13 protein-coding genes are annotated in these 13,273 nt (G+C 38.3%); 4 read left to right on the top strand and 9 right to left on the bottom strand.

Annotated features, from left to right (window positions below):
- Window position 1: 1 nt before the first annotated feature.
- From pdxA to H8S90_RS16535, 3 genes are all read right to left on the bottom strand, one after another.
- Window positions 2–1,036, bottom strand: a complete 1,035-nt coding sequence (pdxA, locus tag H8S90_RS16545) for a 4-hydroxythreonine-4-phosphate dehydrogenase PdxA (protein ID WP_187338967.1) — start codon at window positions 1,034–1,036, stop codon at window positions 2–4.
- Complete coding sequence (locus tag H8S90_RS16540; protein WP_187338966.1) at window positions 1,029–1,967, bottom strand: dihydrodipicolinate synthase family protein; 939 nt, start codon at window positions 1,965–1,967, stop codon at window positions 1,029–1,031. The genes pdxA and H8S90_RS16540 overlap by 8 nt, the downstream gene beginning before the upstream one ends.
- Window positions 1,968–2,030: 63 nt before the next feature.
- Window positions 2,031–3,179, bottom strand: coding sequence for an iron-containing alcohol dehydrogenase (locus tag H8S90_RS16535; RefSeq protein WP_187338965.1), 1,149 nt, complete (start codon window positions 3,177–3,179; stop codon window positions 2,031–2,033).
- Window positions 3,180–3,442: 263 nt separating this feature from the next.
- Between H8S90_RS16535 and H8S90_RS16530 the strand changes: the two genes are divergently transcribed.
- Window positions 3,443–4,315, top strand: a complete 873-nt coding sequence (locus H8S90_RS16530) for an AraC family transcriptional regulator (protein WP_187338964.1) — start codon at window positions 3,443–3,445, stop codon at window positions 4,313–4,315.
- Between the two features lie 91 nt (window positions 4,316–4,406).
- On the opposite strand, the gene H8S90_RS16525 is transcribed toward H8S90_RS16530, so the two are convergent.
- Together H8S90_RS16525 and H8S90_RS16520 are read right to left on the bottom strand one after the other, a co-directional pair.
- Window positions 4,407–4,829, bottom strand: a complete 423-nt coding sequence (locus H8S90_RS16525; RefSeq protein WP_187338963.1) for a hypothetical protein — start codon at window positions 4,827–4,829, stop codon at window positions 4,407–4,409.
- Window positions 4,830–5,116: 287 nt separating this feature from the next.
- Window positions 5,117–5,503 carry a hypothetical protein gene (locus H8S90_RS16520; protein ID WP_187338962.1) on the bottom strand — a complete coding sequence of 129 codons (387 nt, stop codon included), beginning with the start codon at window positions 5,501–5,503 and terminating at the stop codon, window positions 5,117–5,119.
- A gap of 437 nt (window positions 5,504–5,940) precedes the next feature.
- Between H8S90_RS16520 and H8S90_RS16515 the strand changes: the two genes are divergently transcribed.
- On the top strand, window positions 5,941–6,255 hold the full coding sequence (locus H8S90_RS16515) for a hypothetical protein (protein WP_187338961.1): 315 nt from the start codon (window positions 5,941–5,943) through the stop codon (window positions 6,253–6,255).
- Window positions 6,256–6,805: 550 nt separating this feature from the next.
- On the opposite strand, the gene H8S90_RS16510 is transcribed toward H8S90_RS16515, so the two are convergent.
- The 4 genes from H8S90_RS16510 to H8S90_RS16495 form a co-directional block, all read right to left on the bottom strand.
- Window positions 6,806–8,074: a S9 family peptidase gene (locus H8S90_RS16510; protein WP_222852118.1), complete on the bottom strand. Its 1,269-nt coding sequence runs from the start codon at window positions 8,072–8,074 to the stop codon at window positions 6,806–6,808.
- Between the two features lie 158 nt (window positions 8,075–8,232).
- The gene (locus H8S90_RS16505) at window positions 8,233–8,694 is read right to left on the bottom strand and encodes a PA2169 family four-helix-bundle protein (RefSeq protein WP_187338960.1); all 462 of its coding nucleotides are present in this window, start codon (window positions 8,692–8,694) and stop codon (window positions 8,233–8,235) included.
- 49 nt (window positions 8,695–8,743) lie between these two features.
- The gene (locus H8S90_RS16500; protein WP_187338959.1) at window positions 8,744–9,376 is read right to left on the bottom strand and encodes a gluconate 2-dehydrogenase subunit 3 family protein; all 633 of its coding nucleotides are present in this window, start codon (window positions 9,374–9,376) and stop codon (window positions 8,744–8,746) included.
- Window positions 9,377–9,382: 6 nt separating this feature from the next.
- The gene (locus H8S90_RS16495; RefSeq protein WP_187338958.1) at window positions 9,383–11,119 is read right to left on the bottom strand and encodes a GMC family oxidoreductase; all 1,737 of its coding nucleotides are present in this window, start codon (window positions 11,117–11,119) and stop codon (window positions 9,383–9,385) included.
- A 282-nt stretch (window positions 11,120–11,401) separates the two neighbouring features.
- On the opposite strand from H8S90_RS16495, the gene H8S90_RS16490 reads away from it, so the two are divergent.
- The gene (locus tag H8S90_RS16490; protein ID WP_187338957.1) at window positions 11,402–11,959 is read left to right on the top strand and encodes an RNA polymerase sigma-70 factor; all 558 of its coding nucleotides are present in this window, start codon (window positions 11,402–11,404) and stop codon (window positions 11,957–11,959) included.
- Window positions 11,960–12,028: 69 nt separating this feature from the next.
- On the top strand, window positions 12,029–13,201 hold the full coding sequence (locus tag H8S90_RS16485; protein ID WP_187338956.1) for a FecR family protein: 1,173 nt from the start codon (window positions 12,029–12,031) through the stop codon (window positions 13,199–13,201).
- The last annotated feature ends 72 nt before the right edge of the window (window positions 13,202–13,273 follow it).

The following is a 13,273-nucleotide window of genomic DNA, read 5'->3' as shown; positions in this document are numbered from 1 at the left end:
TCTAGCTAAAATTATTAATCGACAATTTTGCAGCAGCTTTGATAGCTAATAACATTGCGTCACAACTCGCAATACCCTTTCCAGCAATTTCGAAAGCAGTTCCATGATCAACTGAAGTTCTGATAATAGGCAACCCCAAAGTAATATTAACGCCTTTTACACTTTCCATTTGTTGCTTTTCTTTGCTCCACTTGAATCCCGTCAATTTGAAAGGAATATGTCCTTGATCATGGTACATCGCTATTACTCCCCCATAATGGCCTGTCGCAGCCTTCGAGAACAAAGTATCTGCCGGTATAGGTCCGTCTATATCGTAGCCTAAAAGTTGTGCTTCCTTTACAGCTGGTGCAATCTCCTCTTCATCTTCTGTTCCGAATAACCCTGAATCGCCTGCATGAGGATTTAACCCAGCTACACCAATTTTGAGATTAGTAACTCCTAGGTTTTGCAAACCTTGGTGCAATAACGCTAAAACCTCCAATATTCTATTTTTTTTTACAAGGTCACACGCCTGTCTCAAAGAGACATGCGTTGAAACGTGTATTACGCGCATCTGTTCTTCTATCAACAACATAGCATATTTTTTCGTAGCGGTAAAATGAGCATATATTTCGGTGTGCCCTGGAAATTTATGGCCGGCTTCGTTAATGGCTTTTTTATTAATCGGCCCGGTAACAGTAGCATCAACAGCCCCCTCTAGCGCTAATGATATAACCTCCTTAACAGCTAAGAAAGCAGCATCCCCAGCTTTAGCAGAAATTTCACCAAACGTTATGGCTGTTAGATCCAGCTCACCCAAGTCATATACATCTGGTGTTCCATATAGGTATTTTGCATCATTTACGTTGTTAATGCGGTTAATAGTGACACCTAAATTCAGTTTATTTATGATATGCTCAAACACACAAGCATTTCCGATGAGTACTGGGCAACAAGTGTCGTAAATGTCCCTAGAAAGCAATGCTTTTATCGCTATTTCAGGACCGATACTTGCTGGATCTCCCATCGTAATTCCTATGACTGGCTTCTTATACATGATTATATATACTCAATTTTATATTTTCTTCTTTAACTAATTCATTAAACGAAAATTTCAGACGCTCTTCTTCTTCTACAGACATCCCAAGCAAAGGAGGTGTCATATAACTCTGGCAAAGACCAACCTGTTGCATCAAAACCTTTAATGCCCAGATAGATTCTCCTAGTGATCTGCCTGCTTGATAAATATTTCCTAAAAGATCAGACAATTGTTGATAATAATAAGCTTTTTCATGCAGCCCTAGCCGCAGTGCCTGTACCATTTCATCATAAATCGATGGCACTAAGTTACCTGTACTTGGAACTAAACCATCACTACCATGAAGCAATGCATAAGCTGATTTTGCAGCCCACCCCAATAAGTGACTGAAATCTTTTCTATTTGACCACAATTTTAATGATGCGTCCAGCCGTGTGTCTGAACGTTCAGAATCCTTTGTCGCTACGATGTTTTCATGAAAGCTTAACTCGTCAATCAATGTCAACGGAATAGACATATGCGTGGTAGCCGGAATATTATATACGATCATATCGCCATCAAGTTGATCAGCAAGATTTAAAAAGTACTTTCTCATTTGATTTTCCGATAACTTGTAGTAAAAAGGAAGTGACACCACAACGGCATCTGCTCCCAATCCAAAACATTGTTTGGAAAACTCTATGGTTTCCTTTATAGCATTCGCAGGTGCTCCGACATATAATTTGACGTTATTTGGCTTAAGCTTAATGATCGTTTCTAAATATTCTATTTTCACCTGATGACTTAATAATGGAGACTCGCCAGTTGTTCCCAATATGAAAGGAGATGCATTAAATTGTCTTAGATTAAGTAAAATTCTGCTAACCGCCTCTTTATCCAATTGTAAATCCGCTGTCATTGGAGTAACAAGTGGGACGATTAAGCCATGATGTTTCTTTGCTATGTTCATTAGAGTAATTATTCGTTTTCGAAGTTTTGACGTATATAAATAATCCTTATATTAATAAACAATTTAATATGCTGAATTATAAATATCTAAAGCATCCTTTAATTGGATATCCCGAGGATTATTAACCAGTAACCTCGTGATCTTCATCGCATCTTCTGCCATTTGCGGAAGCGCGTTTCTGGGAATCTTTAGGTCTCTTAATCGGGCTGGCATTTTACAGTCTTTTATTATTTTCTCTATTTTTTCCACGCCAGCTTTGGCTGTATTGTTGTGACTAACGTCTCGCTCACAGCCTAAAGCAATCGCTACCTGTGCGTATCTTTCAGGTGCTGATGGTATGTTATACCGCATTACATGAGGTAATAATAAGGCGTTGGACAATCCATGTGGCACATGGTAGCCACTACCTAGCGGATAGGCTAGTGCATGTACACCCGCAGTATTAACCGGACCCAAACAGAGGCCTCCATATAAACTTCCGATGGCTACCTGATATCTCGCATGTTCATCTTCACCATTCCTCACCGCCCGCAAAATATTTGCCCCAATCAATTTGATACCCTCCAATGCATACAAATCCATCATGGGATGTGCATGTTTATTTACATAAGCCTCTAAACAATGTGTTAAAGCGTCAAGGCCCGTTGCGGCAGTAACCTCCTGAGGTACTGTATGCGTAAGCGAAGGATCAATACAAACTATATCTGGCACTAAAAAAGGACTAATTATACCTTTCTTTTGATCATCCGAAGGATCAATCAATATAACATTTGGAGAAACCTCACTACCAGTACCGGCTGTTGTTGGTACACAGATTAATCGTTTTGCTCGAGAACTTATCAAACCATTGCCTACTGTATCTTTTAAAACCTGATGATGATCTAGCAAAACAGACAAAAGCTTGGCCACATCCAGTACACTGCCTCCGCCAATACCGATAACCGTATCGATATCATGATCTTTAAACTTTTCCAATAAACCTTCAATATCTATAAAAGAAGGTTCGTCGTTTATATAGATATCTAAAAAAACAGTACGTTTCAGTCTTTTAAGATTATCAATAAATTCTTTTATACCAGAAACTAATGGCGGTATAGTAATAATCAGTATTCTACTGCCTTCTATCTCGTTGGCTAAGGGCTCTAATGTACCATTGCCCACAAACATTCGCCGTGGAAATGTTATTTTTAAGATATCAGTATTTATCGTCATTCAGTATAGATTTTGCTAGATAGTAAATAATTCAAATGGCAAAGGTGAAACAAATCATCAGCTTATAATGGTTTTAATATTTTTATATTAACGGATCATCCGGTAGATAAAACGAATCAAAGATAGCCCTAAGGGCAAGGAGTATCTTGTACAATTTTCCCTTTATCATGTACAATATTTGCAAAGAAATCAAATTTCTACTAGCTTTGATGTAACCATATTACAATACCGCATAGAACGGTTGCTAACAAATTATTAACTTAATGAAACCTCGTCTCAAAAAAGTCAGCGCGAAACTCGAAAGCTCATTTAATATTAATCATGATATTTCTCCCAATTTTGGCAATATCTGGCACTATCACCCTGAACTGGAATTACATTACAATATAAAGGGAGAAGGGCTCCGATTCATTGGTGATAATATTGACAACTTCACATCTGGAGAAATTATTTTGCTCGGGGAAAACTTACCCCATGCCTGGCGCTGTCGGGATGAATATTATCAGGATAACACTCAATTAAATATTGAAGCAATTGTCATACAATTTCTTCCTGATTATTTAGGAAAAGATTGGACAGGTATTCCGGAAGCGTATCTTATACCGAAATTATATGAACGGGCAAAAAGTGGGATGATGTTTTACGGCGAAACAAAGGAAAAAATAGCGCACCTCATGCGGAATGCAAAAGCGGTACACGACCTCGACCGTATTATAGCTCTTCTCTCCATTCTTAAGATCATTTCAGAAACTAAAGAGTATAAACTGATTACCAATGAAAACAATGCTTTTAATTCACCCAATGAAGCGGATACGATTAGATTAAATAAAGTATATACCTACTCATTTGCAAACTACAAAAAGGAAATTTCTTTGAAGGAAATTGCTGCTATCAGTAACCTTAGCGTTACTTCGTTTTGCAGATATTTTAAAATGATGACCCGTAAAAGTTATTATGATTTTCTTATAGAAATACGAATTAGCCATGCCTGCCGTATGCTGATAGAAGACAAACTTCCTACCGAAATTATTTGCTTTGAATGCGGATTTAATAATGTATCTAACTTCTATAGACATTTCAAAAAACATAAAGGATTAACGCCTTTGGAATATAAACGAACACACCTCTTTCGCTAAAGAAGGCTCTTTAAACAATTGAGTGCTTATGGCCTATTTTAGAACGGTAACAAAAAAGGGCCGGAGATTAATGCCGGCCCTAACTGCTTGATTATGCATCTGACTTTTTATCTTCACCTCTTCCTTTCCAATGCTTGCCCCTTTTTTGATATTTTTGTTTCCCTTGCACCCTATCTTTCTTCAACTCCTGATAGATGCTTTTTTGCGAATCGTCTAAAACACTGTTAATCTCCTGATCTCTCTCCTTCATAGCACCTCTGACTTTTGACTTGTCTTGTTCACGATGCGCCTTCATTTTATTAATGCTTTCTAAATTGATCGCATATATCTTGCCTTTCTGGTCTTCAGTAAACGACAGTTTTTTATCAAGGGCATCTGTCATAAACTGAGCGTGCTCCTCAGGAGTTTTACGTTCGAATTTCCGTTCTGGTTTAACTGTAACACTATCTTCCTGTGCAAATGCGATACTACCCATTCCAATGAACAATACCGCAGATAAAATTAACTTTCTCATAATGTTTTCCTTTTGTTTGAAGATTTAGAGCTGCTTTTTAGCGAATAGTTTAATTGGCTAAATGTTAAGAAATGTTAATGTTTCTTATAATATGCTATAAAACCACATCCATATTTGATATAAAACTGCGTTACTTCGTGCACCGATAACAAATCAGTGAAGTGGTGAAAAATGAGATTGTTTTTACAGTCGATTGATTAAAGTGAGGTGCTGGTGAAAGCAACAATTTAGACAACTATGAATATTGGCCCCATTATCATGGGACCAATTTATTGAAGTCTATTTCATTAGGTAGAAAAGACCATGGTATCAAACTTACCGGTACTATTAATTGAAAGTATCTGGTTATATTCTTCCAGTAGAGCAATATACTTGTCTTTCCAATAATTCACCTTTTCCTGTTCTTCAACAAGACGATTTGAATTCTTCAATTTGCCATTATAAAGAAAGGCTTCCTGAAAGTCTTCCTTTGAGAAGAGTTTCGGAAACTCTGAGGAAAAATCGTGTGCTAGCGCGCAACCAATCTTAAAAATAACATCCTCTTTTAACTTTGGTTGGTTGAACCAATTATAAATGGACCTTCTATTTACCTTCATTAGTCTTGCCAGTTCACTAATACTACAACCGTTTCTTCTAATAGTTTTCTCAACAATTTCGCCACAGTGCTTATTCATAGTTTTTCCTATTTTTGGTAATGGTAATTTCTATTACAAAAGAAAATCATCGAAAACACAAATGGAAGAGGGAATTTCACATAAAAAAACAGGAAATTTCCTATTTTTTTATGTGAAATTCAGAACAATTGATTTTTTTTTCACTGCAATAGACGGCCATATTATGATATAAAATAAGTTTTGACCAAAACACACAAACTTTCACACAGTTGACCATTCAGTTACTGATAAATTCTCCGCTAGATTTGTGTTTTTTAACTAAAAGGTTTTCATTTCTTTTTTTCGTCTTTACTCCGTTCCCTAATCTTGTTAACAAATGTTAAATCCATATTCTTCGAATAATAAATCGAACAGTTGGAATATTTTTTGACCCATCTTTTGTTACGAATAAAAATCGTGGTAAATCGGAATTAGCCGTTGTTAATAAAAAAAATTAAATGAGATATACTATAGGTGTCTTAATAGCATGCTTGTTAATTTCTTGCAGCAAAAAAGAACTAGATTCATCAATGGCCAGTGAAGTTCACAAATGGAACCGTGAGTTATATAAAGTTAACACACCTTATCAATACATTAACGATGTAAAAGTAAGCGGAAACCCTATTGAAGAATTTGTCTCTTATAAAATTATTTACTTAAATTCGAAGCAAGCACAGAAACAACAAGATAGCTTGTTTCAAACGTCAAATGGCAAATATATATATCGGTTCAAGAGAGTAGATGATTTAACAGCAAAGGGATTAATGAAATAAAAAAGCCCTGCTTGGGGACGCAGGGCTCTAAACATATTAATATGTTTTAATCAACCTAAACCTAAAATAGTAAACGTAATGGAATATCGATTATTATCTATTAACTACAAAATTATTCCATACGGCAACGTTAAAAATCCATCGGACGAAAAGCACCTCCTAAGTTCCTTGTCCTTCTCACTATTGTTCTTTATAGTGTATCCGTTTTTTCAATTGAAATAAAAACATCACAATCAGCAATTTATCTTCCATCATTCCATCAGCTGGTTTATGAGTATACGAAGCAAAAATTTTTTACAGATCTATGGAATACCAGACGTTGTGAAAAACTCACCCTTAATCACACATCGGTTAACACATGGATTGCAATTCATTCGCCTCAGGAGAATGCCGCTAGCTTTGCTGTTACCTCAAGAAATGGATATACATATAAACGCGATTGCTTGTGTGCTCGGTTATGCTAAGACCAGTAACTTCATACAAGCTTTTAAGAGAAAAATCACATCATCAAAAAATACTGAAAGAAATAGAAAAAATCAAACCGATCAAGCTACAAATGCTTATCTGCAAAATCTAAAAATTTCGTCCAATCGTAAACCGTGATATCATGTTTACCGGGTCGAATATGGTACCCCAAATTACCTTTCGTAACAGCTTTTCCAACTGGCGGAGGGTCTGCTTCACTCAGTGTTTCCTGCCCATACAACTGATAAACAGGCCCTGCATGGTAAAGAGATAAATATTCTCCCAATGGGTCCGCCCACAAATCGTCTGATGCACTCGCTACATATAACGGTCTGGGTGCTACGAGTCCTAGCAACTGATGGAAATCAACTGGCAAATTGTCTTCATTACCATTGAATTGTTTAAAATTATCGCAAAACCAATGAGGGAAGGATTTATTTATTCTTTCAATCGTTTCGCCAAACCGTCGTCGCGTAATAGCAGCACCACCTTCACCAGAGTTATTTGCAATGGCCATGGCAAAACGCTTATCCTGAGCAGCCGCCCATAGTGCTGCTTTACCTAAACGCGAGTGGCCAATTACGGCAACACGTTGAGCATCTATTGTGGCATCCTCAAAAAGGTAATCCAATGCTTTGCTGAGCTCCCAAGCCCACACGCCAATAGCTCCCCAGCTGTCGGCCTCTTTTTTCTTTCCTGTTTGTTCAAAAAACCATTTATGAAAACTTTCTTCTGACTGATCAATAGTTGGTTTATCTAGCTCCACATCACCATAATACGCTGTTGCCAAACCATAACCTTTAGAAAGAATTAATTCTACCGGCCATCGAGACGATCGCACGCCCCTGCTCTCTTCTGTGGCATAACCTGATTCCGTGAATCCTGGTTTTCCACCAAAAGCTGTCCATTGCTTAGAAATGGTTATTCCGGTATCTGGGTAAATAGCTTGATTGCCAATAAAGTTTAATCCAAGAAATACCGGAACGGGTTTATTCCTTTTAGGCAGATAAATCAATAAGGCTATTTTTTTTGATTTATCGGACGATAAATAGATAGTCACTTCTTTTCTTATAGCTGTTCCGTGTATTGCCTGCGTGTCTTCAGAAGTGACTTCATAAGTAAAAAGATCTTCACCTAAGGTCTTACCATAAACATTTTTCTCAAAAAGCATCTGGGTCTCTGGACGCCCCCATCGCTCCCATTCAGCCACTGAATGAACAGTTTGCCCATTGCTCCTTTTTAAAATATCAGGAAGCGAATACGGTGGAATCTGGTCTTCATCATAAAGCCCCTCTTGCCCGTATAACATGGTAAATATAAAACCGAGAAATATCGATAGAGCTGTTTTCTTCATAAACTTGTATGCTTTACAGAATACGGCTATAAATGGGTAAAAATGTCAACTAGTTAAAATTATAAAAGAAACTTTAGGCAAACAATATACAAATTAATAGAAAATACTTTATAAGCAAAAAGCGGACAAATTTGTCCGCTTTTTGCTTATAAAGTATTTCATGATTCATTATCTCGTAAATCCCGAATTTTATCATGACCTTGCAGTTGCTCGTCAGCCTGATTTCTAATTAACTGCTGCACCTCTGTTGGAAAATCTATCGCCTCGCCTAATGCATCGTTATATGCTTTTTTACTGGCATCTTCTCCTCTTTCGCATTCCTGTAAAATAGATTGCCGGTCTTTCCCTGTAATAGTTGTCTTAAGATCGATCCAAATACGGTGCAATTTCCCCGTCGTCGTCGTTCCTTTATCCGGCAATTCACCTGCATACTTAGCAACAGCTTCTGAGAGCTCTCTATTAAATTTTTTAGTTTGTGCTACATAAAACTCAAATAATGCTTTCAAATCAACGTCGCTCCAGGAAGTATCTTCTACTGCGGTTTGGTAACCTTTGATCCGATCATTGTTGATTTTTATTAAATCATTTAATACATCTGCAATTTTCTCTCTTGTTTCCATTGATTGTGTGTTTAACCAAGAAACAAGTAATTAACCTAAATGTTTCGTGTCAGTCTTCTCCAGTAAAACCATATTGTTTCAACACATCGGGAGGAACCCCATCCCAGAACTCAGGTTTATTCCCTACATAACCAATGTCTTTTACTCCAATTTCACTGGTGAAGAAGCCAGAAGCTGTTAGATTACGTATCAGACTAAAAAAAGTCACCCCCTGTTGCATTGCCGGTTCGGCCTTATTAGGATAAGCAATTTCATCCAACATTTCCAATTGTTCCTTTGCATCGCACTCGATAAAAACGTGATTATATCTTTTTAAGCACTGTATATCTAACCATTTTAATCCTCCACGCATAGGTATTTTATAAGCTGGTATATCTTTTACCATGAACTCAATAAAATCAGGCACACCTGTCGTAGAAGCACTCTCGGAAAATTCATCTTTAGGAATAATAATATCTGACAAAATGCTGATTGTCGCCATTTCGTGATCATCAAAGAAACGTTCACTATTTAACCGATTATTCCTTGCATGCTCAAAATCCTGTACGCCGGGCAGCTTTTGCTTTTCAGCATTTTCAGTGAGCGTTTGTTTTTTTGAATCGCCCTGTTTACACGATTCCAGCAGTAAGCCTGTACCAACTGTGGTCAGACCTAATGCTTTTAGAGATTCCCTTCTATTCATAATCGTTTATACGTTTAGTTTATTTCGCTGGTCTAAAATATATTCCGCTGTACGCATCGATAAAGCCAAAATAGTCCAAGTTAGATTTTTATCTCCTTGTTGTACAAATGGCGCCGCATCTACTACGAATAGATTTTTACAATCGTGCGCCTGACACCATTTATTGACTACCGATGTATTTGGATCATTTCCCATTCTTGTTGTTCCACCCTCATGTATAATCTTTCCCGGGGTCTCCAATCCATAAGACGTATCGGCCCCCTGCTCAGGCGAAGTAACAATGGCCCCCATTTCGTGCATAATAGATTTAAAAGTTTCCTGCATATGTTTGGCTTGTGCGACCTCCTCCCTTGCCCATTTATAATGGAAACGAAGTACCGGAATCCCATATTTATCCACCCTATCCGGATCTATTTCACAGTAATTATTCTTATGCGCCAGTGCGGTACCCCTCCCCGCCATCCCTACATTCGCTCCATAAAAACGTCTATAATCATTCTTCAATGAAACGCCATACCCTCCCTGCTCTTTTTTGGAACCATCTTTTGCAGGCACCATACCATTAACCGCAGGCACCCAATCTAGAAAACCATAAGCGGGCATATGTAAACCACCGCCATATTCAATATGATAACCTCGTGGAAAATCAAGCTTTTTATTATCCAGCCACCAGGGAGAATAAATATGCACACTGCCCACTCCGTCCTCATTGTAACGTTTTCTTTCCATAAGTTCAGGAATAAAACCAGACATACTAGATCCTGTAGAATCATGGAGATATCTCCCCACTAAACCACTACTATTTCCTATGCCACTTGGATGTGTTTTAGACTTAGAATTAAGCATTAACCTAGCAGATTCACAAGCACTTGCGCCGAGTATCACCATCTTAGCTTTAACAGTATACTCCTGAAAATCAACAGTATTAACATAAGAAACCCCAGTAGCAAGACCTTCATCATTCGTTAACACTTCTCGTACCATGGCATTATCTACTACCGTCAAATTCTTCGTCTTCATTGCTGGAATAACCAAACAAGAAGAAGAAGAAAAATCTCCATATACCTTACATCCCCTACCACACTGACCACAAAAAAAGCAAGTACCCCTCCCTTCCATGCCCGGCAGCGCTTCGGTCAAAACGGAACCTCGTCCAGGAATAACAGTAACGCCTGCCTTTTTTGCTCCGCGTTTTATAAACAACTCATTAAGCCTAGGTTTTGGTGGCTTTAGGAAAATGCCATCGGGTTCATTACGAATTCCTTCCACTGTACCATATATACCGATGAAGCGGTCTACCTTATCGTAATAAGGTTTTACCTCTTCGTACGTAATGGGCCATTCGTCAGTCACTCCATCTTTAGGCTTAAAATCATCCGGTCCCATCCGAAGCGAGATACGTCCCCAATGGTTCGTTCTACCTCCCAACATGCGAGCTCGAAACCAAGTGAATTCGGTACCTTGCGCAGTGGTATAAGGTTCACCATCCAACTCCCACCCACCATAAGCGGCATCAAAATCGCCAAAAGGTCGTATTGTCGACGCTCCACGCCTTGGTGATTCCCAAGGCCATCTCAATTGTAAAGCATCCTTTGCAGGGTCAAAAAAAGGACCTGCCTCGAGCATTAACACTTTGAGCCCTGCTTTTGCGAGCACATAACCCGCCATGCCGCCCCCGGCACCTGAACCTACAACAATCGCATCATAAAGCTGCTCCTGCTCCTGTATTTCAAACTGTCTCATCAGATTATATATGGTTATTTAGCAATTAGTATTTAACGGCAATGAAATTACTATTATTATTTAATAAATCATTGCTAAAACGTTTTTTAAATTGATCATTTCTCATAAAACCAAGAAAATTAATCCAATACCACAGCTGGAACTCTTGGGTTTACACTTCAAACATACATAATAATCACTAAATCTTATTTTTTTCTTACCTTTACTGGTATAAATGTGTAACGGAGACCTCCGCCGCCTGTAAACAATTATAAACAAAACACAACTGCACAAGCAAAAAATATGATGACCAACGTTATAAACTTAGGAGAAAGTGTCGTATTTGAGGAGGTTTATAAGCTATATTACCCTTCACTTCGATTCTTCGCCGCCAAGTATGTAGGAGATGAAGAAAGTGAAGATATTATCGAGAACTTATTCTTTCGTTTATGGACGCAAAAGAAAACATTTATGAATGTCTCGCACATGCAGGCTTCTCTATACCAATCTACTAAAAATGCTTGTCTGGATTTCATAAAAATGTCGGGTAGGAAACACCGTAATCTTGACTTCATCAATCTGCAGAGTAGTACGATAGAAAACGACCATTTACATGATATCATCCGTTCAGAAGTGGTATCAGAAATTTATAGAGCAATTAACAATCTCCCGCTACAATGTCGCAAGGTAATCCATTTAGAGTTTATAGACGGTTTAAACAATGAAGAAATAGCCAAGGAACTGGCGCTATCCATCCAAACTGTCAAAAATCACAAGGTACGGGCCTTAAAAATACTGAGACAACAGCTTTCTGGAAACGGCATTGCTCTAGCGCTAGTTGTGCATATATTATGTCGTTAAAAAAATAAAGCATCTATAGGTACGTTTTTGGGTTACTGTCGTATTAACCTATAAACCAATTTACCTGAGATGGCATACGATTCTTTTCACGAGATAGAACGGATGATATACTTATTATCCAAAAGATTGCAGCAACAGCTTTCAGCAGAAGAAGAGCTGGAGATCCAGCGATGGAAGGCCGAGTCTGCAAAAAACAAATCTCTTTTTCATGAACTGGAACATGAACAGTCCGTCCACCGCTTAGTAGAAAAAATGCAAAAATATGATGTGGAAAGTTCTGTTAGTCGACTTAAACATCGTATGGAGGCTTATCGTACCAAACGGAAGTGGTCCCGGTATGTGCTAGCTGCATCTGTCATGTTAATAATAGGTGTAGGTTTATTTTTGATATCGCACGACAATATTTTTTACTCCAAATCGGTAACAGACATACCCCCAGGTCAACATAGCGCCCAATTGCTTTTGCAAGACGGCTCTGTAGTGGCATTGGATAGCATGCGCATAGGTGAAACAACCAATAAAGCGGGCATGGTCATAACCAAGGCAGCCGATGGCAAGGTTAGCTGCGATTACAGCAAAGCCACACCTCAAGTTGCACATCCTGCCTATCATACCATCTGCACTCCACTTGGAGGAGAATATCAGATTACGCTGCCCGATGGTTCGACAGTATGGTTAAATGCAAACTCCTCTCTTAAATTTCCTTCACAATTTCAAACAGGAGAACGTTATGTAGAGTTAGCCGGAGAGGGTTATTTTGAAATAACAAAGGATAGCAACAAACCTTTTATAGTTTCCACTAACAAACAGACCATCGAAGTTTTAGGCACAAAATTCAATGTATTTGCCTACAATGATGAGGTACTCATGCGAACAACGTTGGTTGAAGGCTCTATCAGCGTTCAGACAAGTGCAGACCATCAGATTTTGAAGCCTGGCCAGGAAGCGAGAAGCTCCCGGCATTCAGAACATCTATCCGTTGTTCCTGGGGATATTCAAGAAGCCACAGCTTGGAAAAATGGTTATTTTCTCTTCAACGAAGAAAACATAGAAACCATTATGCAAAAAGTAAGTAGATGGTATGACGTGGAAGTGGTTTATGAAGGTAATGTTAAAGATAGCCTGTTTGGTGGCACCTTTTCAAAGAATAAAAGTCTTCAGCAACTCTTAAAAAGTCTAGCATCAACCGGACAAATTCGTTACAAATTAACAGGAAGGAGGGTAACAATCATGTCTGAGTAAATTACCAAAAGAATATCAGGAGTGTTGGCGCACTCCTGATAGAAAAGCGATAGCTTAACATTAGGTAAAATT

This window comes from Olivibacter sp. SDN3 (assembly GCF_014334135.1).
GTDB lineage: Bacteria > Bacteroidota > Bacteroidia > Sphingobacteriales > Sphingobacteriaceae > Olivibacter.
Note: the sequence above shows the minus strand (reverse complement) of the source record. Positions and strands in the feature narration are given on the sequence as shown.

Excerpts from the sequence above, each read along its gene's own strand:
- pdxA (WP_187338967.1), bottom strand. The coding sequence starts at position 1,036 with ATGTATAAGAAGCCAGTCATAGGAATTACGATGGGAGATCCAGCAAGT.
- H8S90_RS16540 (WP_187338966.1), bottom strand. The coding sequence starts at position 1,967 with ATGAACATAGCAAAGAAACATCATGGCTTAATCGTCCCACTTGTTACT.
- H8S90_RS16535 (WP_187338965.1), bottom strand. The coding sequence starts at position 3,179 with ATGACGATAAATACTGATATCTTAAAAATAACATTTCCACGGCGAATG.
- H8S90_RS16530 (WP_187338964.1), top strand. The coding sequence starts at position 3,443 with ATGAAACCTCGTCTCAAAAAAGTCAGCGCGAAACTCGAAAGCTCATTT.
- H8S90_RS16525 (WP_187338963.1), bottom strand. The coding sequence starts at position 4,829 with ATGAGAAAGTTAATTTTATCTGCGGTATTGTTCATTGGAATGGGTAGT.
- H8S90_RS16520 (WP_187338962.1), bottom strand. The coding sequence starts at position 5,503 with ATGAATAAGCACTGTGGCGAAATTGTTGAGAAAACTATTAGAAGAAAC.
- H8S90_RS16515 (WP_187338961.1), top strand. The coding sequence starts at position 5,941 with ATGAGATATACTATAGGTGTCTTAATAGCATGCTTGTTAATTTCTTGC.
- H8S90_RS16510 (WP_222852118.1), bottom strand. The coding sequence starts at position 8,074 with ATGAAGAAAACAGCTCTATCGATATTTCTCGGTTTTATATTTACCATG.
- H8S90_RS16505 (WP_187338960.1), bottom strand. The coding sequence starts at position 8,694 with ATGGAAACAAGAGAGAAAATTGCAGATGTATTAAATGATTTAATAAAA.
- H8S90_RS16500 (WP_187338959.1), bottom strand. The coding sequence starts at position 9,376 with ATGAATAGAAGGGAATCTCTAAAAGCATTAGGTCTGACCACAGTTGGT.
- H8S90_RS16495 (WP_187338958.1), bottom strand. The coding sequence starts at position 11,119 with ATGAGACAGTTTGAAATACAGGAGCAGGAGCAGCTTTATGATGCGATT.
- H8S90_RS16490 (WP_187338957.1), top strand. The coding sequence starts at position 11,402 with ATGATGACCAACGTTATAAACTTAGGAGAAAGTGTCGTATTTGAGGAG.
- H8S90_RS16485 (WP_187338956.1), top strand. The coding sequence starts at position 12,029 with ATGGCATACGATTCTTTTCACGAGATAGAACGGATGATATACTTATTA.